22 protein-coding genes are annotated in these 22,448 nt (G+C 73.5%); 16 read left to right on the top strand and 6 right to left on the bottom strand.

Annotated features, from left to right (window positions below; translation table 11 throughout):
- Window positions 1–444: 444 nt before the first annotated feature.
- Entirely contained in the window at window positions 445–873 is a 429-nt protein-coding gene (locus V7E46_RS21205; protein WP_333769882.1) for an ATP-binding protein, read from the bottom strand.
- Between the two features lie 277 nt (window positions 874–1,150).
- Between V7E46_RS21205 and V7E46_RS21200 the strand changes: the two genes are divergently transcribed.
- On the top strand, window positions 1,151–2,038 hold the full coding sequence (locus tag V7E46_RS21200; RefSeq protein ID WP_333769881.1) for a helix-turn-helix domain-containing protein: 888 nt from the start codon (window positions 1,151–1,153) through the stop codon (window positions 2,036–2,038).
- Complete coding sequence (locus V7E46_RS21195) at window positions 2,035–2,280, top strand: DUF397 domain-containing protein (protein ID WP_329181799.1); 246 nt, start codon at window positions 2,035–2,037, stop codon at window positions 2,278–2,280. Before V7E46_RS21200 ends, V7E46_RS21195 begins: the two co-directional genes overlap by 4 nt.
- Window positions 2,281–2,287: 7 nt before the next feature.
- Here the strand turns inward: V7E46_RS21195 and V7E46_RS21190 are convergent, their stop codons facing one another.
- Window positions 2,288–3,484, bottom strand: coding sequence for an 8-amino-7-oxononanoate synthase (locus tag V7E46_RS21190; RefSeq protein ID WP_333769880.1), 1,197 nt, complete (start codon window positions 3,482–3,484; stop codon window positions 2,288–2,290).
- A 184-nt stretch (window positions 3,485–3,668) separates the two neighbouring features.
- Here V7E46_RS21190 and bioB point away from each other — a divergent pair, with 184 nt between their 5' ends.
- The 3 genes from bioB (at window position 3,669) to bioD (ending at window position 6,993) form a co-directional block, all read left to right on the top strand.
- Window positions 3,669–4,862 carry a biotin synthase BioB gene (gene bioB, locus V7E46_RS21185; protein WP_333769879.1) on the top strand — a complete coding sequence of 398 codons (1,194 nt, stop codon included), beginning with the start codon at window positions 3,669–3,671 and terminating at the stop codon, window positions 4,860–4,862.
- Window positions 4,855–6,177, top strand: a complete 1,323-nt coding sequence (locus tag V7E46_RS21180; RefSeq protein ID WP_333769878.1) for an adenosylmethionine--8-amino-7-oxononanoate transaminase — start codon at window positions 4,855–4,857, stop codon at window positions 6,175–6,177. Before bioB ends, V7E46_RS21180 begins: the two co-directional genes overlap by 8 nt.
- 84 nt (window positions 6,178–6,261) lie before the next feature.
- The gene (gene bioD / locus V7E46_RS21175) at window positions 6,262–6,993 is read left to right on the top strand and encodes a dethiobiotin synthase (RefSeq protein ID WP_333769877.1); all 732 of its coding nucleotides are present in this window, start codon (window positions 6,262–6,264) and stop codon (window positions 6,991–6,993) included.
- A gap of 96 nt (window positions 6,994–7,089) precedes the next feature.
- On the opposite strand, the gene V7E46_RS21170 is transcribed toward bioD, so the two are convergent.
- Both V7E46_RS21170 and V7E46_RS21165 read right to left on the bottom strand, forming a co-directional pair.
- On the bottom strand, window positions 7,090–7,467 hold the full coding sequence (locus V7E46_RS21170; RefSeq protein ID WP_333769876.1) for a fic family toxin-antitoxin system, toxin component: 378 nt from the start codon (window positions 7,465–7,467) through the stop codon (window positions 7,090–7,092).
- Window positions 7,464–7,703 carry an antitoxin gene (locus V7E46_RS21165; protein ID WP_329181787.1) on the bottom strand — a complete coding sequence of 80 codons (240 nt, stop codon included), beginning with the start codon at window positions 7,701–7,703 and terminating at the stop codon, window positions 7,464–7,466. The genes V7E46_RS21170 and V7E46_RS21165 overlap by 4 nt, the downstream gene beginning before the upstream one ends.
- A 110-nt stretch (window positions 7,704–7,813) precedes the next feature.
- On the opposite strand from V7E46_RS21165, the gene V7E46_RS21160 reads away from it, so the two are divergent.
- The 4 genes from V7E46_RS21160 to V7E46_RS21145 all read left to right on the top strand — a co-directional run bounded on the left by V7E46_RS21160 (window position 7,814) and on the right by V7E46_RS21145 (window position 12,532).
- On the top strand, window positions 7,814–8,242 hold the full coding sequence (locus V7E46_RS21160; RefSeq protein WP_329181785.1) for a GNAT family N-acetyltransferase: 429 nt from the start codon (window positions 7,814–7,816) through the stop codon (window positions 8,240–8,242).
- Between the two features lie 81 nt (window positions 8,243–8,323).
- On the top strand, window positions 8,324–9,655 hold the full coding sequence (locus V7E46_RS21155) for a hemolysin family protein (RefSeq protein WP_333769875.1): 1,332 nt from the start codon (window positions 8,324–8,326) through the stop codon (window positions 9,653–9,655).
- Entirely contained in the window at window positions 9,652–10,671 is a 1,020-nt protein-coding gene (locus V7E46_RS21150) for a hemolysin family protein (RefSeq protein ID WP_333769874.1), read from the top strand. The genes V7E46_RS21155 and V7E46_RS21150 overlap by 4 nt, the downstream gene beginning before the upstream one ends.
- Before the next feature lie 88 nt (window positions 10,672–10,759).
- Window positions 10,760–12,532 (top strand): gamma-glutamyltransferase family protein, encoded by a 1,773-nt coding sequence (locus tag V7E46_RS21145; RefSeq protein ID WP_333769873.1) that lies wholly within the window; start codon window positions 10,760–10,762, stop codon window positions 12,530–12,532.
- Window positions 12,533–12,551: 19 nt separating this feature from the next.
- Here the strand turns inward: V7E46_RS21145 and V7E46_RS21140 are convergent, their stop codons facing one another.
- Complete coding sequence (locus tag V7E46_RS21140; RefSeq protein ID WP_333769872.1) at window positions 12,552–13,262, bottom strand: SDR family NAD(P)-dependent oxidoreductase; 711 nt, start codon at window positions 13,260–13,262, stop codon at window positions 12,552–12,554.
- Window positions 13,263–13,364: 102 nt separating this feature from the next.
- Between V7E46_RS21140 and V7E46_RS21135 the strand changes: the two genes are divergently transcribed.
- The 5 genes from V7E46_RS21135 (at window position 13,365) to V7E46_RS21115 (ending at window position 18,430) form a co-directional block, all read left to right on the top strand.
- Window positions 13,365–14,195: a helix-turn-helix transcriptional regulator gene (locus tag V7E46_RS21135; protein WP_333769871.1), complete on the top strand. Its 831-nt coding sequence runs from the start codon at window positions 13,365–13,367 to the stop codon at window positions 14,193–14,195.
- A 58-nt stretch (window positions 14,196–14,253) separates the two neighbouring features.
- Window positions 14,254–15,093, top strand: coding sequence for an SGNH/GDSL hydrolase family protein (locus tag V7E46_RS21130; RefSeq protein ID WP_333769870.1), 840 nt, complete (start codon window positions 14,254–14,256; stop codon window positions 15,091–15,093).
- 55 nt (window positions 15,094–15,148) lie between these two features.
- Window positions 15,149–16,582 (top strand): adenylosuccinate lyase, encoded by a 1,434-nt coding sequence (gene purB / locus V7E46_RS21125; RefSeq protein ID WP_333769869.1) that lies wholly within the window; start codon window positions 15,149–15,151, stop codon window positions 16,580–16,582.
- Window positions 16,579–17,133 (top strand): G/U mismatch-specific DNA glycosylase, encoded by a 555-nt coding sequence (gene mug / locus V7E46_RS21120; protein ID WP_333769883.1) that lies wholly within the window; start codon window positions 16,579–16,581, stop codon window positions 17,131–17,133. The genes purB and mug overlap by 4 nt, the downstream gene beginning before the upstream one ends.
- Before the next feature lie 139 nt (window positions 17,134–17,272).
- The gene (locus V7E46_RS21115; RefSeq protein WP_329181770.1) at window positions 17,273–18,430 is read left to right on the top strand and encodes an ROK family protein; all 1,158 of its coding nucleotides are present in this window, start codon (window positions 17,273–17,275) and stop codon (window positions 18,428–18,430) included.
- Between the two features lie 61 nt (window positions 18,431–18,491).
- On the opposite strand, the gene V7E46_RS21110 is transcribed toward V7E46_RS21115, so the two are convergent.
- On the bottom strand, window positions 18,492–19,253 hold the full coding sequence (locus V7E46_RS21110; RefSeq protein ID WP_333769867.1) for a GntR family transcriptional regulator: 762 nt from the start codon (window positions 19,251–19,253) through the stop codon (window positions 18,492–18,494).
- Window positions 19,254–19,522: 269 nt separating this feature from the next.
- Between V7E46_RS21110 and V7E46_RS21105 the strand changes: the two genes are divergently transcribed.
- Together V7E46_RS21105 and V7E46_RS21100 are read left to right on the top strand one after the other, a co-directional pair.
- The gene (locus V7E46_RS21105) at window positions 19,523–20,269 is read left to right on the top strand and encodes an SDR family oxidoreductase (protein WP_329181767.1); all 747 of its coding nucleotides are present in this window, start codon (window positions 19,523–19,525) and stop codon (window positions 20,267–20,269) included.
- 493 nt (window positions 20,270–20,762) lie between these two features.
- The gene (locus tag V7E46_RS21100; protein WP_329181763.1) at window positions 20,763–22,223 is read left to right on the top strand and encodes an NCS2 family permease; all 1,461 of its coding nucleotides are present in this window, start codon (window positions 20,763–20,765) and stop codon (window positions 22,221–22,223) included.
- Window positions 22,224–22,448 lie beyond the last annotated feature (225 nt).

Genomic DNA, 22,448 nt, shown 5'->3' with positions numbered 1-22,448 from the left:
ACCGCCATACCCGGCATCTCCGCCATCGCGTTGACGGGCTGCTGGGCCGGCTTGGCGGCGGCGATGGTCGGCGTGCTCGCCGCCGCGTTCGCCGTCAGCAGCGCGCCGCCACCCGCTGTGACCAGCGCGAGGGCGACGAGCAGCCCGGGGATCCTTCTCGGCCTCCGTGCCATGGAAACCTCCTTGTGCGCAGTGGGGGTTGTGTGGGGGCATGAGAGCCCATTCGCCGGGATGCGCGGCTCCGGCGATCCAGGATCGGGAGAGCGCTCTCCCGGGCTCGGAATGTTCCGCCCCTACTACGGGTGTGTCAACAGTTCGTGAAGTGACGTAAACGGCCGCATCGCCGGGCACCGCGGCCCGAACGCCCGCCGACCTGGGCAGTGTTCGAAACGTGAGGATTTTGTGAAGACCTCTCGTTTACCCCGCGGACCGGCGACCGGCTGGTCAGCCGACCGGGACCGCCCAGGGGAGCGTGATCCACACGGTCTTGCCGCCGTCGCCGGTCGGGGTGATCCGGAGGCTGCCGCCGGACTCGGCGGCGAGGTGACGCACAATCACCATCCCGCGGCCGTTGTCCTGCTGGGTGGCCGCCGCCGCCTGCCGGGGCCAGCGCGGATGGCTGTCGGTGACGCCGATGGACAACCGCTCCGAGCGCTCGAGGCGTACGTCGACGGTGAAGGCCGGCGACAGCCCCGAGGTGTGCAGTACCGCGTTGGTGGTCAGCTCCGACACGATCAGGCGTACGGCGTCGACCGCGGGCGCCCCCGCGGGCAGCCCCCACTCGGCGAGCACACCGCACACATGGCGCCTGGCCGCCGTCACCGACGCCGGTTCGCTCGGCAGGGTGATGGATGCTTCCTGAAGATCTGCCATGGCGATGCTTCCCTTTCCCGCCGTGACCTGGCTCCGGTGCGTACCTGCGCCGGAGCGGGGCGCCCGGTGATTGGACCGCCCCACATACGTCGGGTTCGCGCCAGAATGACACCCATCGTGCCGCCATAACCGGCGCTCCACGGGTGTCTGCATATATCTATCGCTCAAAACGGTGAACTCTGCTACGTAAGAGTGCATTTGGTCGGCAGACTGTCGTAGCGGGTGATTGGGGCGGCGCGCAGCGCAGCATGCCGCATACCGAGGAGGGGCGAAAAATATGGAAAGAGTGCCCGCGGTACGCCGGCGCAGACTCGGTGCGGAGCTTCGCCGGTTGCGGGATCTGTCAGGACTCACCAGCGGCGAGGCCGCCGACCAGGCCGGCTGGCACCAGTCGAAAGTCAGCCGGATCGAAACCGGCCACAGCAGCGTGCGCGCCGAGGATGTGAACCTGCTGCTCGATATCTACGCGGTACGCGACCGGGACGTCCGCGACCTGCTGTGCACCCTGGCCGGATACGGCTACCAGCGCGGCTGGTGGCACGACTTCCGCGAGGTCCTGCCGGTGGAATACCGGGACTTCATCAGCCTGGAGACCGGGGCGAGCCGGGCCCGGTCGATGGAGACCAGCGTGGTCCCCGGCCTGTTGCAGACCCCCGCCTACGCACACGCGCTGACCAGGGACGTCATGCCGCAGCTCGGGCCGCGCGAGGTGGACGCGCTGGTGGACGTGCGGATCGCCCGGCAGGCGGTGCTGCACCAGGATCCGCCGCTGGAGCTGACCGCGGTGCTCGACGAGGCGGTGCTGCGGCGCTGCGTCGGCGGCCCCGGGGTGATGGCCGGTCAGCTGCGGAGCCTGGTGGAGGCGGCGGAGCTGCCGCAGGTCTCCCTGCATGTGCTGCCATTTGCCGCGGGCGGGCACATAGGGGTGACCGGTTCTTTCGTCATCTTCTCCTTTCCGCGCATTGCTGATCTGGATGTGGTTGTTCTCGACCATCTGACGAGTAGTCTCTGTGTCGATCGGAAAGAGGACATCACCGCTTACGCCGCCGCGTTCGCCCGATTGCGTGATCGTGCGCTTCCCTGTGCGGAATCGGTTGCGATGATCGCCGGAATCGGTTCCGAGTTCCTGCGGATGCCGCGGCCCACGAAGGAGGCACCACTATGACCGCGCTGTCCCCCTCGCCGCTCCGGCACATTTCCTCCAGTACGACGCTCGCCGGCGTTGCCTGGCGACGCAGCAGCCACAGCACGGCGGCGAACAACTGTGTCGAAACGGCGACGTTGACGTCGGGGCATGTCGCGGTACGCGACTCCAAGGACGTCGCGGGGCCGGCCCTGCTGTTCCCGCCGGGCGCGTGGGGTTCCTTCGTCCAGGCCGTGAACGAGGGCGCCCTGCGCTCCTCTTAGGCTCCTCTCAGCGCGCACTTCGTGGAGCGCTCGCAACGGGGGACTGCTCGGGCGCGGTCGCGACGATCGTCGCGACCGCCGCCGCGATCCGGGCGTCGGTCAGCGCGGCGTTGGCCGTGATGCGGAGCCGGGAGATGCCGTCGGGGACGGACGGCGGGCGGAAGCAGCCGACGGACAGACCGGCCGAGCGCACCGCTGCGGCCCAGGTGACGGCCGCTGCGGGCGAGGGCGCGCGCACCGACACGACGCAGGCGTCCGGCGCGGTCGCGTCCAGGCCGGCCGCGGTGAGCAGCCGGTGGAAGGTGCGGGCCGCGGCGAGGGCGCGGCCCGCGCGGTCGGGCTCGCGGCGCAGCAGCCGCAGTGCGCCGAGAGCGGCGCCCGCTGCGGCCGGAGCGAGGCCGGTGTCGAAGATGAAGGTGCGGGCCGCGTTGACCAGGTGGTCGATGACGGCGGCCGGGCCGAGCACGACGCCGCCCTGCGCGCCCAGCGCCTTCGACAGGGTCGCGGTGCACACCACGTCGGGCGCTCCGGCCAGCCCAGCCGCGTGCGGGGCGCCGCGCCCCCCGTCGCCGAGCACACCGAGGCCGTGGGCGTCGTCCACCAGCAGGGCGGCGCCGTGGTCGCGTGCGGCGGCGGCGAGTCCTGCCAGCGGCGCGGCGTCGCCGTCCACCGAGAAGACCGAGTCACTGACGACGAGGGCCGGCCCGGTCTTCCCGGCGAGCGCCTTGCGTACGGCGTCGGTGTCGGCGTGCGGGACGACCTCGGTGCGGGCCCTGGACAGCCGGCAGCCGTCGATCAGCGAGGCGTGGTTGGCGGCGTCGGAGACCAGCAGGGAGCCGGGGCCGGTGAGCGCGGTGACCGCGGCGAGGTTGGCGGCGTAGCCGGAGGCCATCACCAGCGCGGCCTCGAAGCCGGTGAAGTCGGCGATCTCCGCTTCGAGTTCGGCGTGCAGCGCGGTGCTGCCGGTGACCAGCCGGGAGCCGGTGGCGCCGGCGCCCCAGCGCAGGCACGCGTCGGCGCCGGCCCGGGTCACCTCGGGGTGCCGGCTCAGGCCGAGGTAGTCGTTGCCCGCGAGGTCGAGCAGCGCCGAGTCGGCGGGCCTGGGCCGCAGTTCGCGGCGCAGCCCGGCGGCGGCGCGGGCGGCGGCCTGCTCCCCGATCCAGTCGAAGGGGCCGTGCGGCGCGGCGGGCGGTGTGCTGTTCACTGCGGTCCCCGGTGGTTCGGCGCGGTAAGCGGTCGGGCACGGCGGCCGGCTGACTTGACGGCGCCCACCTGCAACGTACTGGCCTGCGATCACGCACAGGGTGTGGTGATGCACACACCCCGGGCCACCGCTGTTGTGCGGTCCGTCATTGGCCGCGGGCGGTCCGGTGCGCGAGGATCCCTTCATGGATCTGCTGACCACACTGGTGGACAAGGGGCTGCGACGCGAGCTGCCCAGCCGGGACGAGGCGCTGGCCGTCCTGGCGACCTCCGACGATGACCTGCTGGATGTGGTGGCCGCGGCGGGGCGGGTGCGCCGCCAGTGGTTCGGCCGCAGGGTGAAGCTGAACTACCTGGTCAACCTCAAGTCCGGGCTGTGCCCCGAGGACTGCTCGTACTGTTCGCAGCGGCTCGGGTCGCAGGCGGACGTGCTGAAGTACACCTGGCTCAAGCCCGACGAGGCCGCCGCCGCGGCGGGCGCCGGGGTGGCGGGCGGCGCCAAGCGGGTCTGCCTGGTGGCGAGCGGGCGCGGCCCGACCGACCGGGACGTGGACCGGGTCTCGCAGACCATCGCGGCGATCAAGGAGCAGAACGAGGGCGTCGAGGTGTGCGCCTGCCTGGGCCTGCTGTCCGGCGGCCAGGCCGACCGGCTGCGGGAGGCGGGCGCGGACGCGTACAACCACAACCTCAACACCTCCGAGGGCACGTACGGGTCGATCACCACCACCCACACCTACGCCGACCGGGTGGACACGGTGCAGCGGGCGCAGGCGGCCGGTCTTTCCGCGTGCTCCGGGCTGATCGCGGGCATGGGCGAGAGCGACGCGGACCTGGTGGACGTGGTCTTCGGGCTGCGTGAACTGGACCCGGACTCGGTGCCGGTGAATTTCCTGATCCCCTTCGAGGGCACCCCGCTGGCCAAGGAGTGGAATCTCACCCCGCAGCGCTGCCTGCGGATCCTGGCGATGGTCAGGTTCGTCTGCCCGGACGTGGAGGTGCGGCTCGCGGGCGGGCGCGAGGTGCATCTGCGGACGATGCAGCCGCTGGCGCTGCACCTGGTGAACTCGATCTTCCTGGGCGACTACCTGACCAGTGAGGGCCAGGCGGGTCAGACCGACCTCGACATGATCGCGGACGCGGGCTTCGAGGTGGAGGGCGCGGACACCGTGACGCTGCCGTCGCACCGGACGGGCGGGGTGTGCGGTACGCACGAGGGCGGCTGCGGGGGCGGCTGCGGGGGCGGCTGCGGCGAGGGCCACGACGGCGGTTGCGGCGGCGCCCACGGCGAGGCGGCGGCCACGGCCTTGCCGGCCGCGCGGACGGACCTGGTCGCCGTGCGCCGCCGCGGCGCGGGGACGGATCTGCCGCCCAATGCCTGAGGCGTACCCGGCGGCCGGGCCGCTGCCGCCCGACGTGCTGCTCGGCCTCGACCGGCAGCACGTCTGGCACCCCTACGGCCCGATGCCCGGCCGCCAGGAGCCGCTGGTGGTCGAGTCGGCGTCGGGGGTGCGGCTGCGGCTGGCGGCGCCTGCCGGGGGGCGTACCGAACTGGTCGACGGCATGTCGTCGTGGTGGTCGGCGATCCACGGTTACCGGCACCCGGTGCTCGACGCTGCGGCGCACGACCAGCTGGGCCGGATGAGCCATGTGATGTTCGGCGGCCTGACGCACGAGCCAGCCGTACGCCTGGCCGCGCGGCTGGTGGAGATCACCCCGGAGCCGCTGCGGCATGTCTTCCTCGCCGACTCCGGTTCGGTGTCGGTCGAGGTCGCGGTGAAGATGTGCCTGCAGTTCTGGCGTTCGCTGGGCCGGCCGACCAAGCGGCGGCTGCTGACCTGGCGCGGCGGCTACCACGGCGACACCTGGCAGCCGATGTCGGTGTGCGACCCGGACGGCGGTATGCACGAGCTGTGGTCGGGGGTGCTGCCCGAGCAGGTCTTCGCGGACGCGCCGCCGCCCGGTTTCGACGCCGAACCCGATCCGCGGTACTCGGCGCATCTGCGCGAGCTGATCGGCAGCCATGCCGCGGAGCTGGCCGCGGTGATCGTCGAGCCGGTGGTGCAGGGCGCGGGCGGTATGAGCTTCCACTCCCCCGGGTATCTGCGGGTGCTGCGGGAGGCGTGCGACGAGCACGGCGTGCTGCTGGTCTTCGACGAGATCGCCACCGGCTTCGGGCGTACGGGTGAGCTGTTCGCGGCCGGGCACGCCGGGGTCAGCCCCGATGTGATGTGCGTCGGCAAGGCGCTGACCGGCGGCTATCTGACGATGGCGGCGGCGCTGTGCACCGGCAGGGTCGCGGAGGGGATCTCGCGGGGCGAGGTGCCGGTGCTCGCGCACGGGCCGACCTTCATGGGCAACCCGCTGGCCGCGGCCGTCGCGAACGCCTCGCTCGACGTCCTGCTCGGCCAGGACTGGGCGGTGCAGGTCAAGCGGATCGAGGCCGGGCTGCGCGACGGCCTGGCGGAGGTCGCCGCGCTGCCCGGGGTCCGCGATGTGCGGGTGCTGGGCGCGATCGGGGTGGTGCAGCTGGACCACCCGGTGGACATGGCGGCGGCGACCAGGGCCGCGGTGCGGGCCGGGGTGTGGCTGCGGCCCTTCCGCGACCTGGTCTACACGATGCCGCCGTACGTGACCGGGGACGAGGACGTGGCGCGGATCTGCGCGGGCGTCAGGGACGCCGCCCTGGCAGCGTGAGCGCGGCGGGTTTGGGCAGGGTCCCCGGGGCGCCCGGGACACGGGCGGCGGGCAGGCACGACGACGAGGAACGGAGCGACACCCATGGCCATCGTGGTCATCACCGGTACGGGCACCGAGGTCGGCAAGACGATGGCGACCGCCGCGGTGGCCGCCGCGTCCCTGGCCCAGGGGCTGAGCGTGGCCGTGCTCAAGCCCGCGCAGACCGGGGTCGCCGAGGGCGAGCCGGGTGACGCGGCGGAGGTGGCCCGGCTGGCCGGCGCGGTGACGGCGGTGGAGCTGGCCCGCTACCCCGAGCCGCTGGCGCCGGCCACCGCCGCCGCCCGGTCCGGGCTGCCCACCATCGGCCCCGAGGAGATCGCCGAGGCCGCGGCCAAGCTCGCCGCGGTCCACGACGTGGTGCTGGTCGAGGGCGCGGGCGGGCTGCTGGTCCGCTACGACGCGCAGGGCTCGACGCTGGCGGACGCCGCCGGGATGCTGCGGGCCAGGGTGCTGCTGGTGGCGCCGCCCGGGCTCGGCACGCTCAATTCCACGGCGCTGACCGCGGAGGCGCTGAGCAGCCGGAAGATCAGCTGCGCCGGGGTGATCTTCGGCAGCTGGCGCGGCGACCCCGATCTGGCCGAGTGCTGCAACATCACCGACCTCCCGGAGGTCGCGGGCGCGCCGCTGCTCGGGGCGCTGCCGCAGGCCGTGGCGGGCCTGTCCCCCGCGGCCTTCCGGGCTGCGGCGCCGGACTGGCTGGCGCCGCAGCTGGGCGGTACGTGGGACGCGGCGGCCTTCGCTGCGGCGTACGCACCGGCGGCGTACGGCGGGTAGCCGCCGGTGCCGGGGCAGGTGGCGGCCGTACGCCGCCGTACGGCGGGTCGGACGCCGTAGCGGGCGACGGGCGGCGGCCGAACGCCGGACGGCGGGTCAGACGGCGACGGTCCAGGTCCGCAGCTCGTCGGCGATGCGGTGGACGCCCACCGAGCCGTCCTTGACCAGCCGGGCCAGGTCGCGGACCTTGTCCGGCGTGGTGGTGATGCGCAGGCCGCCGGCCACCAGGTAGGCGTAGGCGACGGCGGTGGCGAACAGCGCGTTGGAGCGCTCGAGGGCGGGGACGTGCAGCAGCAGCTGGAGCAGGGCGGCGGCGCGGGTGTGGTCGTCGGGGTAGACGGGCAGGCCGAAGATCTCGGCGTCGTGCCTGCCGACCGCAGCCACGAGCGCGCCCCAGTCGGTGACCTGGGGGTCGCCCGGGGTGTTGTGCTCGGCGACCATGAGCAGCCACGCGAGGTCGATACGCAGGCTCAACGGGTGCCTTCGCCGCGGGTTTCCTCCCGGGAGCCGAACTCCTCCGCGAAGACCTCCTCGTACTGCTTCATGAAGTCGGCCGCTGCCTGGACGAAGGCCCGCCCGTTCTCGCCCTCGTCGCGCTGCACCAGTTCCTCGATGTAGCGGTTCACGCTGATGCCGCGCTGCGAGGCGCGTTCCCGCGCGGTCTCCGCGGTGGCTTCGTCCACCCGCACGTTCAACTGGGTCTTCGCCATGCTTCCAAGCTAGCGCCGATGCGCTAGTAGCGGCAAGGGCGGTGCTTGTCGCCGTCTCGGATCGCGGAATTACGGGCCGGGGGCGGTGGGCAGGTGGTGGGGTGGCGGGCATGAGCACTCTCCTGATCAGGGCCGCGGGTCCCGCCGACGCCGCCGGTGTCCTGGCCTTCTGGCGGGTGGCCGCCGAGGGCGCCAGCATCAGCGACGACGAGGCCGGGTACGGCCGGCTGGTCGGCACCGACCCGGGCGCGCTGCTGCTCGCCGAGCGGGACGGCACGCTGGTGGGCACGGTGATCGCCGGCTTCGACGGCTGGCGGTGCCACCTCTACCGCCTGGCCGTGCACCCCGGCGCCCGCCGCCAGGGGGTCGCGCGGGCGCTGCTGGACGCGGCGGAGGAGCGGTTCGCGGCGCTGGGCGGGCGCCGGGGCGACGCGATGGTGCTGGAGCGCAACGAGCGCGCGCAGCACGCCTGGCGGGCCGCGGGTTACGCCCCGGAGCCGCAGTGGCGGCGCTGGACGAAGCCGCTGCGCGGCGCCTGACCGGCACGCGCCCGCCGCCCTGTTGCGGCGTCCTGGGTGCGGGCGGGCGGCGGCTGGCCGATCATGGGACCGAGGTGTCCGATGACCGAAGTGCTGCTCCTGCTCGTGGCCCTGCTCCTCAGTCTCGCCTGCGGTGTCTTCGTCGCGGCGGAATTCTCGCTGACCACGATCGACCGCGGTGAGCTGGAGCGGGCCGCGCAGCGCGGTGAGCGCGGGGCCGCAGCGGCGCTGTCCGGGGTGCGGTCGCTGACGGTGCAGCTGTCGGGGGCGCAGCTGGGCATCACCGTGACCGGTCTGGTCATCGGCATGCTGTCCCGCGGGTCGATCGCCGAACTGCTGCGCGCCCCGCTGCGCTCGGCCGGGGTGCCGTCCTCGGAGGTGTCGTCGCTGGCCCTGGTGCTGGGAACGGCGCTGTCCACGGTGGTGCTGATGGTGGTCGGCGAGCTGGTGCCGAAGAACTGGGCGATCGCCCGGCCGCTGCCGGTCGTCAAGGCCGTCGCGGCGCCGCAGAGCGCCTTCACCGCGGCCTTCGGGCCGCTGATCCACCATCTGAACAACACCGCGAACCGGGTGCTGCGGCGCATCGGCCTGGAACCGGCCGAGGAGCTGGCTTCGGCCCGCGGCCCCCAGGAGCTGAAAGCGCTGGCCCGGCACTCCGCGCGGGCCGGCGCCCTGGAGCCGGACACCGCGGAGCTGTTCGTCCGCACGCTGAGCCTGGCCGACCTCACCGCGGAGAACGTGATGACGCCCCGGGTCCAGGTCACCGCGCTCGAAGCGCTGGCGAGCGCGGCGGACGTCGCGAACGCCACCCGGGCCACCGGTCTTTCGCGCTTCCCCGTCTACCGCGGCACCCTCGACGCGGTGATCGGCACGGTGCACATCAAGGACGTCCTGGCGGTGCCCGCGGCGCGCCGGGCCCGCACCCCGGTGACGGAACTGCTCAGGGACGCGCTGCTGGTGCCCGAGACGCTGGCGGTGGACCGGCTGCTCGACCGGCTGTCGGAGTCCCGGTCGATGGCGGTGGTCATCGACGAATACGGCGGTACGGCCGGCGTCGCCACCCTGGAGGACATCGTCGAGGAGGTGGTCGGCGAGGTCACCGACGAGCACGACCCGCAGCAGCTTCCCGACCTGCTCTTCGTCCGCTCGGAAGCGGACGGCCGGCGGATCTACGAGGCGGACGGCGCCACCCGTACCGAGGACCAGCTGCGCCGGATCGGCCTCCAGGTGCCCGACGGGCCGTACGAGACGCTGGCGGGGCTGATCGCGCAGCGGCTCGGCCGGATCCCGGTCCGCGGCGACACCGTGCGGCTCGCGGGCTGGCTGATCGAGGTCGGCGACGCCTCGGGGCACCGGGCGGCCCGGGTGCGGCTGGTGTCTCCGTCGCCCGGGCGGCGGGAGCCGTACGTATGACCGTGGTCCAGTTGCTGGTCGGGTTGCTCACCGTGGTGGTGAACGCCTTCTTCGTCGGCGCCGAATTCGCGATGATCTCGGTGCGGCGCGGCCAGGTGGAGTCGGGCGCCGAGGCGGGCGGCCGGCGGGCGGGCCGGGTGCTGTGGGGCCTGGAGCGCCTGGCGCCGCTGCTGGCCGCCGCCCAGCTCGGGGTCACCGCGTGCACCCTGGTGCTCGGCATCGTCGCGGAGCCGGCCATCGCGCATGTGCTGGAGCCGGCGCTGCACGCGGTGGGCCTGCCGGAGGGCGCGATCCACGCGATCGCCTTCGTGGTGGCGCTGGCGGTGGCGACGTATCTGCACATGCTGTTCGGCGAGATGGTGCCGAAGAACATCGCGCTGGCCGACCCGGTGCGCTCCGCGCTGCTGCTCGGGCCGCCGCTGGTGGCCTTCACCCGGGCGCTGCGACCGGTGATCTTCGGGATCAACGCGCTGGCGAACGGGCTGCTGCGGCTGCTGCGGGTGGAGCCGCGCTCGGAGGTGCCCGCGGTCTTCTCCGACGACGAGCTGTCCCGGATGGTGGTGGACGCGGGGGCCGCGGGGCTGCTCGACGAGCGGGCCGCCGAGCGGCTGCGGGACGCGCTGGTGCTGGGCCGGCGGCCGGTCGGTGAGATCGTCAGGCCGGCCGACCGGGTCGTGCGCGCCCCGCTGGGCATCACTCCCGACGGCCTTGAGGCGCTGGCGGCGCGCTCCGGCTTCTCGCGGTTCCCTGTCGCGGACGACGACGGGCGGGTGCTGGGCTACCTCCATGTGAAGGACGCGCTGGACGCCGAGCCCCGGGAGGCCGCCTTCCCCCGCTCGGCGCTGCGCCGCATCACCCGGGTCGGCGCCGCGACCCCGCTGGACGACGTCCTGACCGCGATGCGGGCCGCCAGCGCCCATCTGGCGGCGGTGGTGGACGAGGAAGGCCGCGGGGTCGGCCTGGTCACGATGGAGGACGTGCTCAAGGACCTCGTGGGGCCGGGCCGGGACGGTTAGCCGCCCGGTGCGGAGCCGCCCCGGCCGCCCCGGGCGTTTGTCCGCCAACTGGCCTTCGAAGCACGGCACTTCGCTTTAGAGTGCAGGAATGTTCACCACGAGGCCCACCCTCCAGGGCACTTTCGGCATGGCCGCCTCCTCCCACTGGCTGGCCTCGCAGTCCGCCATGGCCGTCCTGGAGGACGGTGGGAACGCCTTCGACGCGGCCGTCGCGGCCGGGTTCGTGCTCCATGTGGTGGAGCCGCACCTGAACGGCCCGGGCGGCGAGGTGCCGATCCTGCTCGCCCCGGCGGGCGGCCGGGTGCGGGTGCTGTGCGGCCAGGGCGGCGCGCCCGCCGGCGCGACCGCCGCGCACTACACCTCGCTCGGCCTCGACCTGGTGCCCGGCACCGGGCCGCTCGCCGCGGCCGTGCCCGGGGCGTTCGACGCCTGGATGCTGCTGCTGCGCGACCACGGCACCAAGTCCCTCGCGCAGGTGCTGACGTACGCGATCGGCTATGCCGAGAACGGCCACCCGCCGGTGGAGGGGATCGCCCAGACGATCGCGTCCGTGCAGGAGCTGTTCACCACCGAGTGGACCAGCTCCGCCGAGCTGTACCTGGGGCAGTCCGGCGGCCCGCTGTTCGCCAACCGCCCGCTCGCGGCCACCTGGCGCCGGCTGCTGGCCGAGGCCGAGGCGGCGGGTCCCGGCCGCGAGACGCAGATCGAGGCCGCCCGCAAGGTGTGGAGTGAGGGCTTCATCGCCGAGGCCATGGCCGCGCAGGCCGCCCGCCCCGCGATGGACACCTCGGGGGAACGGCACGCCAGCACCCTGACCGCCGACGACATCGCCGGCTGGGAGGCGACGTACGAGGACCCGGTCACGTACGAGTGGAACGGCTGGACGGTCTGCAAGGTGGGGCCGTGGTCGCAGGGGCCGGCCTTCCTCCAGCAGCTGGCCCTGCTGCCGGACGACCTGGAGTACGGCACCCCGGAGTACGTGCACACCCTCGTGGAGGGCACCAAGCTCGCCATGGCCGACCGCGAGGCGTGGTACGGCGACGCGGCCGACGTACCCCTCAAGGACCTGCTCTCGGACACCTACAACGAGGGCCGCCGCGCCCTCGTCGGCCCCGAGGCCTCCCGGGAGCTGCGGCCCGGCAGCCCCGGCGGGCGCACCCCGCGGCTTCCGGGCCTGGCCGGCCGCACCGAGGCGACCGTGCCGAACGGACAGGCGGTGGGCGCCTACGAGCCCACCGTCGGCCGCAACGGCGCCACCCGCGGCGACACCTGCCACCTCGATGTCGTGGACCGCTGGGGGAACATGGTCAGCGCCACCCCCTCGGGCGGCTGGCTCCAGTCCAACCCGGTGATTCCCGAGCTGGGCTTCGCCCTCGGCACCAGGCTGCAGATGGCCTGGCTGGAGCAGGGCCTGCCCAATTCCCTGACGCCGGGCCGCCGCCCGCGCACCACCCTGACGCCGTCGCTCGCGCTCCGGGGCGGCGAGGCGGTGCTCGCCTTCGGCACGCCCGGCGGCGACCAGCAGGACCAGTGGCAGCTGAACCTCTTCCTCGGGGTGGCGCTGCGCGACCGGGTCCGCGGCGGCTACGACCTCCAGGGCGCGATCGACGCGCCGGGCTGGCACACCGACGCCTTCCCGAGCTCCTTCTACCCGCGCGGCATGAAGCCCGCCAGCATCATCGCCGAGTCCCGGCTCAGCGAGACGGCGGTGGCCGAACTGCGCCGCCGCGGCCACGAGGTGACGCTGATCGCCCCCTGGATCGAGGGCCGGCTGTCCGCGGTCGCCCGCGACCCGGAGACCGGCATCCTGTCCGGCGCCGCCGACCCCCGCGCCATGCAGGGCTACGCCGTCGGCCGGTGACCCGCCGGCCGGGCCCGCGTCACCAGGGCAGGGCGCCGTCGGCGGCGAAGTAGCCGCCGGTGGGGCCTTCGGGGCCCAGCTGCGCCATCCTGACGATGATCTCGGCGCCCTCCTCGACGCTCTGGTGGCCGGTGTTGCCGTTCAGGTCGGTCGCGGTGTAGCCGGGCTCGACCGCGTTGATCCGCATCGCGGGGAACGCCTTCGCGTACTGCACGGTGAGCATGTTGACCGCGGTCTTCGACGCCGGGTAGGCGACACCCGGGTAGGCGTACGCCGGACTTCCGGGCGCGCTGACCCGTGCCAGCGAGCCCAGTGCGCTGCTGACGTTGACCACGACGGGGGCCGCGGACCGCTGGAGCAGCGGCAGGAAGGCGCGGGTGACGCGTACCGTGCCGAAGACGTTCGTCTCGAACGTGGCGCGCAGGATGTCCGCGGTGAGGTCCGCCGCGCCGGTCACGGCGCCGTCCTGCGCCATCTCGTGCTGGACGCCGGCGTTGTTGATCAGTACATCGAGGCCGCCGTCCGCCTCGACGGCCTCGACCGCGGCTGCGACGGACGCGTCGTCGGTGATGTCGAGCTGGACCGCCCGTGCGCCCAGCCGCTCGGCGGCGAGCCGGCCGCGTTCCGCGTCGCGGCTGCCGAGGTGGACGGTGTGGCCCGCGGCGATGAGACGGCGGGCGGTCTCGTAGCCGAGGCCCTTGTTCGCTCCGGTGATCAGTGTCGCTGTCATGCCTCCACCGTGCTGCGGCGCCCGCCGCGCTGCCAGGCGTCCGGTCTTCCTGGGACTGCCAGTACCAGGACGTTGTCCGCGCGGCGGGTGCACAGTGGTGTCATGGCGACCACGGAGTTCGGGCACACCCTGCGGCGCTGGCGGGACCGGGTGTCCCCGGAGACGGCGGGGCTGCCCGCGGGCGGGCGGCGGCGCGCGGCCGGGCTGCGCCGGGAGGAACTGGCGCTGCTGGCCGGGATATCGGTCGACTACGTCACCCGTCTCGAACAGGGCAGGGCGGCCAATCCGTCGGAGCAGGTCGTGGAGGCCCTGGGCCGGGCGCTGCGGGTATCGGCCGACGAGCGCGAGCATCTCTTCCACGCCGCCGGGCTGGTGCCGCCGGGGCAGGGCACGGTGCCCGCGTACATCCCGCCGAGCGTGCAGCGGATGCTGGACCGGCTGACCGGGACGCCCGTCGCGGTCTCCGACGCGAGCTGGACGCTGCTGCTCGCCAACCCGATGTACACGGCGCTGATGGGCGAGCACCACGGCAGGGAGCGCAACGCGGTGTGGCGCAACTTCCTCGGCTCGGGCACCCGGGTGCGCCATACACCGCAGTCGGTGCGCAAGCTGGAGGCCGCCCAGGTCGCCGGGCTGCGCGCGACCGCGAACCGGTATCCGGCCGACCAGCGGCTGCGCCGGCTGATCGCGGAGCTGCGCGCGGGCAGCGACCGCTTCGCCGAGCTGTGGGAATCCGGGGTCCTGGACCGGCACGACGCGGCCCGAAAGACCATCGACCACCCGCGGGTGGGCATCCTGACGCTGGACTGCGACCTGCTCAGCGTGGCCGGCAGCGATCTGCGGATCATGGTCTACACGGCCGAGCCCGGCACCGAGGACGCCGAGCGGCTCGCGCTGCTTGCGGTGCTCGGCACCCAGACCCTCGTCGGATAGCCCGCCACGAGTACCTCCGGGGGGCCGGGCCGGGGCTGTCGATAGGATGCCGGGTGCGATGGAGAACGATGTCGAGTACACCAGTTTTGTCGCCGTCGGCGACTCCTTCACCGAGGGCATGTCGGACCTGCTGCCCGACGGCAGCTACCGGGGGTGGGCCGATCTGCTGGCGGCGCGGCTGGCCGCGCTGCCCCGCCCCGCGGACGCCGGAGGCTTCCGGTACGCGAATCTCGCGGTGCGCGGCAAGCTGATCCGGCAGATCGCCGAGGACCAGGTGGACACCGCCGCCGCCATGGGCGCGGACCTGGTCACCCTGGTCGGCGGGCTCAACGACGTGCTGCGGCCCGGGTGCGACGTGGACGCGGTGTGCGGGCACCTGGAGAGCGCAGTCGCGCGGCTCGCGCCGTCCTGCCGGCAGCTGGTGCTGATGCGCAGCCCGGCCCGCCGCGGTCCTGTCGCCGCCCGGTTCCTGCCGCGGATGGAGCAGCTGTTCGCCTTCGTCGACGACCTGGCCGCCCGGCACGGCGCGGTCGTGGTGGACCTCTACGGCGCCGAGGTGCTGGGCGACCAGCGGATGTGGGCCGACGACCGGCTGCACCTGACCGCGGAGGGCCACGAACGGGTCGCCGAGGCGGTCTGGCAGGCGCTCGGCCTGCCCGCGCGGGCCGACTGGACGCTGGCCCTGCCGCCCGCGGTACGCCTCGGCTGGGCCGCCCGCCGCACCGCCGACCTGCGCTTCACCGGCCGTCACCTGCTGCCGTGGATCGGCCGCCGGCTGACCGGCCGCTCCTCCGGCGACGGCCGCCCGGCCAAGCGCCCGGAGCTGCTGGCGTACGTACCCGAGCCGTTGCCCGAGCCGTACGAGCCGGATCCTGTGCCGTCCGGGCCGGGCGGCTGACCGGGCGCGGCCGGCCGGGACGGCGGCACCGCCGCGACCAGTAGAATCTGCACACGTGACAGCAAAGCCGCGTATCCCGAACGTCCTCGCCGGCCGCTATGCCTCCACGGAGCTGGCCGCCCTGTGGTCCCCCGAGCAGAAGGTGGTGCTGGAACGCCGGCTGTGGCTCGCGGTGCTGCGGGCGCAGAAGGACCTCGGCATCGAGGTGCCCGAGCAGGCCGTCGCCGACTACGAGCGGGTGCTCGAACAGGTCGATCTGGGGTCGATCGCGGAGCGCGAGAAGGTCACCCGGCACGATGTGAAGGCCAGGATCGAGGAGTTCAACGCGCTCGCCGGGCACGAGCAGATCCACAAGGGCATGACGTCCCGCGATCTGACCGAGAACGTCGAGCAGCTCCAGATCCGGCTGTCGCTGGACCATGTGCGGGACCGCACCGTCGCGGTGCTGGCCCGCCTCGGGCAGCTGGCGGCGCAGTACGCGGAGCTGGTGATGGCGGGCCGCTCGCACAATGTGGCGGCGCAGGCCACCACGCTGGGCAAGCGCTTCGCGACGGCGGCCGACGAGCTGCTGGTGGCCTTCGAACGGGTCGAGGACCTGCTCGGCCGCTATCCGCTGCGCGGCATCAAGGGCCCGGTCGGCACCGCGCAGGACATGCTGGACCTGCTGGGCGGCGACAGCGGCAAGCTCGCGGAGCTGGAGCAGCGGGTCGCCGCGCACCTGGGCTTCTCGCGGGCCTTCACCTCCGTCGGCCAGGTCTACCCGCGCTCGCTGGACTACGACGTGGTGACCGCGCTGGTGCAGCTGGCCGCGGCCCCGTCGTCGCTGGCCAGGACCATCCGGCTGATGGCCGGGCACGAGCTGGTCACCGAGGGCTTCAAGCCCGGCCAGGTCGGCTCGTCCGCGATGCCGCACAAGATGAACACCCGTTCGTGCGAGCGGGTCAACGGGCTGATGGTGATCCTGCGCGGCTACGCGTCGATGACCGGCGAGCTGGCCGGCGACCAGTGGAACGAGGGCGACGTGTCGTGCTCGGTGGTGCGCAGGGTCGCGCTGCCCGACGCCTTCTTCGCCTTCGACGGGCTGCTGGAGACGTTCCTGACGGTGCTGGACGAATTCGGTGCCTTCCCCGCTGTCGTCGCCCGCGAGCTGGACCGCTACCTGCCGTTCCTGGCGACCACCAAGGTACTGATGGGCGCGGTGCGCGCCGGCGTCGGCCGGGAGATCGCCCATGAGGCGATCAAGGAGAACGCGGTGGCGTCCGCGCTGGCGATGCGCGAGCAGGGCACCGAGCGCAACGAGCTGCTCGACCGGCTCGCGGCCGACGAGCGGATCCCGCTGGACCGTACGGGGCTGGACGCGCTGATGGCCGACCGGCTGTCCTTCACCGGCGCCGCGGCCGGGCAGGTCGCCGAGGTGGTACGGCGGATCGAGGACGTCGTCAAGGCGCACCCGCAGGCGGCGGCCTACCGTCCAGGGGCGATCCTCTGACACCGGACCAGCTGGCGGCGGCCCGCGACCGTACGCTCGACGATCTGCTGGCGGACGGCCTGCGGGTGCTCTTCTGCGGCATCAACCCGGGACTCATGTCGGCCTGGACCGGCCACCACTTCGCCCGGCCGGGCAACCGGTTCTGGCCGGCGCTGCACGCCTCGGGCTTCACCCCGCGGCGCTTCGCGCCGGCCGAGCAGGAGCAACTGCTGGGCCTGGGGCTCGGCGTGACCAACGTGGCCGCGCGGGCCACCGCCCGGGCCGACGAGCTGAGCACCGAGGAACTGGTCGAGGGCGGCCGGCTGCTCGCCGCGAAGGTCGCCGCACACCGTCCGGCGTGGCTCGCGGTGCTGGGCGTGACCGCCTACCGGGTGGCCTTCGCGGACAAGCACGCGCAGGTCGGCCCGCAGGAGCGAACCCTCGGCCGGACCAGGATCTGGGCCCTGCCCAGCCCCAGCGGGCTCAACGCGCACTGGTCGCCCGCGGCGCTCGCCGAGGAATTCGGCAGGCTGCGGTCCGCCGCGTTCGGCCTGCCGCGGCAGAGCGGCTGACGGTACGTCAGCAGCCCTCGCGGGGGCGGCGCGGCGGGGGCCGTGACGGCGGTGCCCAAACGTAACGGAACCGCACTCGCCGCGCGGCTCCCGGCCGGGTACGATCCGCCACACACAGGCACAGTCTGGGAGGACATACGTGGGGCGACTCACCGGCGGGGACCCGTCCCTGCTCAGGCGGATCAACTCCGCGGTCGTCCTCGATGCCCTGCGCGGGGCGCAGACCCCCACCCTGACCGAGCTGGTCCAGAGCACCGGCCTGTCGCGGCCCACCGTCGAGGGCGTCATCGAGGGTCTGACCGAGTCCGACCTGGTGGTGGAGGTCGGCCCGGAGGCCGGTGACGCGCGCAAGCAGGGCAGGCCGGCCCGCCGGTTCCGCTTCCACGCGGAGGCCGGGCATCTGCTGGGCATCGAGATCGGCGCGCACCAGGTGCGGGTGGTGCTGTCCGACCTGAGCGGCCAGCTGCTGGGCTCGCACGGCCGCGACGTCGACGAGACGGCGTCCGCCGACGACCGGCTCGACCGGGTCCGCGGCACCGTCGCGGAGCTGCTGCGCAAGGCCGGGGTGGCGCGCAGCACCCTGTGGGCGGTCGGGGTGGGCAGCCCCGGCATCGTGGAGGCGCACGGCGAGGTCCGGCTGAGCACGGCGCTGCCCGGCTGGACCGGGCTGCCGCTCGGCGAGCGCTTGCAGCGCTCGTTCCGATGTCCGGTTCTCGTGGAGAACGACGCGAATGTCGCCGCGGTGGCCGAGCACTGGAAGGGCGTGGCCGTCGGAACGGACGACGTGGTCTTCGTACTGGCCGGGCTCAGTCCCGGCGCCGGCTCGCTGATCGGCGGGCGGCTGCACCGCGGCTTCGGGGGCGCCGCGGGCGAGATCGGCGCGCTGCACCTGCTGGGCCGCGACGTCACCCCGGAACATCTGCTGTCCACCACCGACGAGCCGCTGCACCCGCTGGACGAGCCCGCCGTCGAACGGGTCTTCGCGCTGGCCAAGCGGGGCGACGCGCAGGCCAAGGACGCGGTCGAGCGGTTCCTGGGCCGGCTGGTGCACGACGTGGCGGCGCTGGTGCTGGCGATCGACCCGGAACTGGTGGTGATCGGCGGCTGGGCGGCGGGCCTCGACGGGGTCCTGGAACCGCTGCGGGCCGAGCTGACCCGCTACTGCCTGCGGCCGCCGACGGTGACGCTGTCAGCGCTGGGCCAGGAGGCCATCGCCACGGGCGCGCTGCGGCTGGCGCTGGACCATGTCGAGGAACAGCTCTTCGCGGTGGAGCAGACGTCGATGGCGCGCCGCTGAGCCACGGTACGGGAAAGGCCCGCCCCGGAAGGTGACGGGCCTTTGGCGCGCGCGTGCCGGGTCAGGAGGCCCGGCGGGACTCCTGCTGGTGGTGGGTGACCTCGAAGGCGCCCGCGTCGCCGAAGGTCAGCCGGCACGTGTCGGCACGGTAGGTGGAGACCGACGCGGCGGCCACCCGCCCGCCGGCGTAGTAGCGCGAGGTGACGACCAGGACGGGCGCGCCCGGCAGCCGGTCGAGCTGCTTGGCGTCGTCCGCGCGGGCCGAGCCCAGCTCCACGGCCCGGTCCTCGCCCTCCAGCTCCAGGGCGTGCAGCTCGCGCAGGACGGCGGGCGCGTGCGCGGCGGGCGACAGGTCGGCGGACAGCCCGGGCACCGACGCCGGCGGTACGTACAGCAGCTCGGCGGCGACCGGCTGGCCGCGCATCACGCGGGCCCTGCGGATGGTGTGCACGGCCTGGTCGGGACCGGTGTCGAGCAGGGCGGCTATCGCAGCGGGCGCGACGGCCTCGACGCAGCCGACGGTGTCCCAGGCGTCGGGGCCCGCACCGGGCCACGCGTTGGCCGAGGGGCCGACGGACACGCCCATCCGCGGCGGCGCCACGGTGGTGCCGACACCGCGGCGGCGCTGGAGCCGGCCTTCCAGCTCCAGCTGTTCCAGCGCCTGGCGGAGCGTCGCACGCGCGACACCGAAGCGGGCGGCGAGATCGCGCTCGTTCGGCAGGATCTCACCGACCTCGAACTCCGAGTCGAGGGCGTCGTTCAGCACGGTCTTGAGGTGCCAGTACTTCGGCTCAGGCACCGATTCGAGCTGCGTGGTCCCCACCCTGTCCTCACAATCAGCTCAAGGCTTGTTCAGCCTTGTTTCCTAACCAGTCTTTATTAAAGGTCCTTGCACTACTACGGACGATAGAGCCGGGCGCCGAACTTGGTCAAGACCAATCCTCGAACCGGCACAGGCCCACAGGAAGCGGTTACGTGTGCCGTTCACGCGATGTTGACGGAGTGCTGGGATAGCGTTCGTGATCATCGAGGGGCGCGGCGTACAGCGGCGGCGACAGCGACGGCGGCACGGCACGAAGGAGCGGATGGCTGATGGGCGAGGTCACGGTGGTCACCGGCGGCAGCCGCGGGATCGGTGCGGCGGTGTCGCTGCGGCTGGCCGGCGCAGGGCACCGGGTCGGCATCGGCTACGAGCGCGCCAAGGACGCGGCCGAGGACGTCGCCCGGCGGATCCGCGAGCAGGGCGGCGAGTGCCTGCTCTTCCAGGTCGACACCAGTGACGCGGTCCAGGTCGACGCCTTCTTCGACGCCGTCAAGGAGCAGCTGGGCCCGGTCACCGGGCTGGTGAACAACGCCGGGATCACCGGGCCGCTCGGCCGCTTCACCGAGACGCCGGTCGAGGTGATGCGCCGGGTGGTGGACGTCAACCTGATGGGCGCTCTGCTGTGCGCCAGGCGGGCAGCGCTGGAGATGTCCACCCGCTACGGCGGCGACGGCGGCGCGATCGTGAACATCTCCTCGGGCGGCGCCACGCTGGGCAGCCCCGGCGAGTACGTGCACTACGCGGCCAGCAAGTCGGCGGTGGACGCGCTGACCGTGGGGCTGTCCAAGGAGCTGGGTCCCGACGGGGTGCGGGTCAACTCGGTGCAGCCGGGGATGGTCGTCACCGACATCCACGCCTCGATGGGCGACCCGCAGCGGCCCTGGCGCAATCCCGAGCGGGTGCCGATGCGGCGCCCGGGCCAGCCCGAGGAGATCGCCGGCGCGGTGGCCTGGCTGCTGTCGGCGGAGGCGTCGTACACCACGGGTGCGGTGCTGCGGATCGCCGGCGGGCTGTAGGGCCGCCCCGCCGCCGGTCCGCGCCGGGTCATCTGATGCCGGTGAGCTTGCCGGGGTTGGTCAGCAGGTGGACACAGGCGATCCGGCCGTCCCTGGCCCACGTCGGGGGCGAGCAGCGCCAGCAGGCCGTCCAGGTCGCAGGCGGCGCAGGCGGCGCAGGCGGCCGGGAAGCGTTCTGTGGCCTCGGCGCCGACCGCGGGATCGGCGCCGGAGCGCTGCTCGCGGGCCTCCCTGCGGCGTCCGGCCCGCGCGGCCAGCTGCCGGACCGTCGGTTCCGCCCGGTCGAGGACCGCGGCGATCTCCGGCACGTGGGACACCGCGAGCGGGTCGGGACGCGAGTGTTGACCTGGGCATGCCCGAAACCTGACGGTGATAGCAGGTAACGCCGTGGAAACCCGCCGGGGGCCGCATGCGAGGACAATCCGTGTGCCCCGCCCGCGGAGCACGTACACGGCCCCGCAGCGGCACCGGTTCGCACACCCGAAGGAGCACCATGCCAGGACCCGTCGTGGACACCGAGAAGCCGGTGTCCGCACCGCCGCCCCCAGGCAACTCGCTGGACCGCTACTTCCGTATATCGGAGCGCGGTTCGACGCCGGGACGGGAGATACGGGGAGGGTTCGCCACCTTCTTCACGATGGCGTACATCCTCGTGCTCAACCCGATCATCCTGTCCGGGGCGACGGACAAGTTCGGGCACCACCTGTCGACCACCCAACTGGTCACCGCGACCGCGCTGGTGGCCGCGGTGATGACCGCGATCATGGGGGTCGGCGGCAATCTGCCGCTCGCGGTGGCGGCCGGGCTCGGGCTGAACGCCGTGGTCGCCTTCCAGCTCGCGCCGAAGATGAGCTGGCCGGACGCCATGGGGCTGGTGGTGCTCGAAGGCCTGCTGATCTGCGTCCTGGTCGCCACCGGGCTGCGCGAGGCGATCATGAACGCCGTCCCGCTGCCGATCAAGCAGGCGATCAGCGTCGGCATCGGGCTGTTCATCGCCTTCATCGGCTTCATCGACGCCGGTTTCGCCAGCCGTATCCCCGACGCGGCCAAGACCACCGTCCCGGTCCAGCTCGGCGGCACCGGCACGCTCACCGGCTGGCCGGTGCTGGTGTTCTGCCTCGGGGTGCTGCTGACGGTGGCGCTGGTCGCGCGCCGGGTCAAGGGCGCGATCCTGATCAGTATCGTGACGATGACGATCGTGGCGGTCATCATCAACAAGGTCGCCGACCTGCCGGCCGCCGCGTGGGGGCTGACCGCCCCCAAGATGCCGCACGACGTCGTCGCCACCCCGGACTTCGGGCTGATCGGCCACTTCAGCCTCTTCGGCGGCTTCTCCGAGGCGGGGGTGGTGACCGCGTCGCTGTTCGTCTTCACGCTCGTGCTGTCCGACTTCTTCGACGCCATGGGCACGATCGTCGGCATCTCCAGCGAGGCCGGGCTGCTGGACGACGAGGGCAGGGTGCCGAACATCGGCCGGGTGCTCTTCATCGACGGCGCCGCGGCCGTCGCGGGCGGCGCGGCCTCCGCGTCCTCCAACACCGCCTACGTCGAGTCCGCGGCGGGCGTCGGCGAGGGCGCGCGCACCGGGCTCGCCAGCGTCGTGACCGGGGCGCTCTTCGCGGTGGCGCTCTTCCTGTCGCCGCTCGCGGCGGTCGTGCCGTCGCAGGCGGCGGCGCCGGCGCTGGTCGCGGTGGGCTTCCTGCTGATGGGGCAGGTGCGGCACATCGACTGGACGCAGTACGACATCGCGATCCCGGCCTTCCTGACCATCGCCGCGATGCCCTTCACCTACAGCATCACCAACGGCATCGGGGCGGGCTTCCTGTCCTTCGTCGTCATCAAGCTGGCGCTCGGGAAGGTACGGGACATCCACCCGCTGGTGTGGGGCGTGTCGGTGTGCTTCCTGGCCTACTTCGCCATCGACCCGCTCCAGCAGCTGCTGGGCGTGAAGTAGGGACGTCCGCGCTGCCGCGCCGCGTACGTACGCCCGTCCGTGCCTGCGTACGTGCGGGTCCGTCCGCGCCGTGCCCGCCCGAGGAGGGACAGGCGGGCGCGGCGCGGCTGCGGCGCCCCGACCGGGACGGGGGCGCCCGGTCGGGGCAGTTGGCCGGGCCGGTGCCGCGCACCGGCCCGTACTGAGACAACTCCCCCCATCCCGCCGGAGTTCCCGCCCCCGGAC

Origin of the sequence: Streptomyces sp. IBSBF 2435, from assembly GCF_036815005.1 — a bacterium.
GTDB lineage: Bacteria > Actinomycetota > Actinomycetes > Streptomycetales > Streptomycetaceae > Actinacidiphila.
Note: the sequence above shows the minus strand (reverse complement) of the source record. Positions and strands in the feature narration are given on the sequence as shown.

Coding starts and splice junctions, on each gene's coding strand:
- V7E46_RS21205 (WP_333769882.1), bottom strand. CDS start 873: ATGGCAGATCTTCAGGAAGCATCCATCACCCTGCCGAGCGAACCGGCG.
- V7E46_RS21200 (WP_333769881.1), top strand. CDS start 1,151: ATGGAAAGAGTGCCCGCGGTACGCCGGCGCAGACTCGGTGCGGAGCTT.
- V7E46_RS21195 (WP_329181799.1), top strand. CDS start 2,035: ATGACCGCGCTGTCCCCCTCGCCGCTCCGGCACATTTCCTCCAGTACG.
- bioB (WP_333769879.1), top strand. CDS start 3,669: ATGGATCTGCTGACCACACTGGTGGACAAGGGGCTGCGACGCGAGCTG.
- V7E46_RS21180 (WP_333769878.1), top strand. CDS start 4,855: ATGCCTGAGGCGTACCCGGCGGCCGGGCCGCTGCCGCCCGACGTGCTG.
- bioD (WP_333769877.1), top strand. CDS start 6,262: ATGGCCATCGTGGTCATCACCGGTACGGGCACCGAGGTCGGCAAGACG.
- V7E46_RS21165 (WP_329181787.1), bottom strand. CDS start 7,703: ATGGCGAAGACCCAGTTGAACGTGCGGGTGGACGAAGCCACCGCGGAG.
- V7E46_RS21160 (WP_329181785.1), top strand. CDS start 7,814: ATGAGCACTCTCCTGATCAGGGCCGCGGGTCCCGCCGACGCCGCCGGT.
- V7E46_RS21155 (WP_333769875.1), top strand. CDS start 8,324: ATGACCGAAGTGCTGCTCCTGCTCGTGGCCCTGCTCCTCAGTCTCGCC.
- V7E46_RS21150 (WP_333769874.1), top strand. CDS start 9,652: ATGACCGTGGTCCAGTTGCTGGTCGGGTTGCTCACCGTGGTGGTGAAC.
- V7E46_RS21145 (WP_333769873.1), top strand. CDS start 10,760: ATGTTCACCACGAGGCCCACCCTCCAGGGCACTTTCGGCATGGCCGCC.
- V7E46_RS21140 (WP_333769872.1), bottom strand. CDS start 13,262: ATGACAGCGACACTGATCACCGGAGCGAACAAGGGCCTCGGCTACGAG.
- V7E46_RS21135 (WP_333769871.1), top strand. CDS start 13,365: ATGGCGACCACGGAGTTCGGGCACACCCTGCGGCGCTGGCGGGACCGG.
- V7E46_RS21130 (WP_333769870.1), top strand. CDS start 14,254: ATGGAGAACGATGTCGAGTACACCAGTTTTGTCGCCGTCGGCGACTCC.
- V7E46_RS21105 (WP_329181767.1), top strand. CDS start 19,523: ATGGGCGAGGTCACGGTGGTCACCGGCGGCAGCCGCGGGATCGGTGCG.
- V7E46_RS21100 (WP_329181763.1), top strand. CDS start 20,763: ATGCCAGGACCCGTCGTGGACACCGAGAAGCCGGTGTCCGCACCGCCG.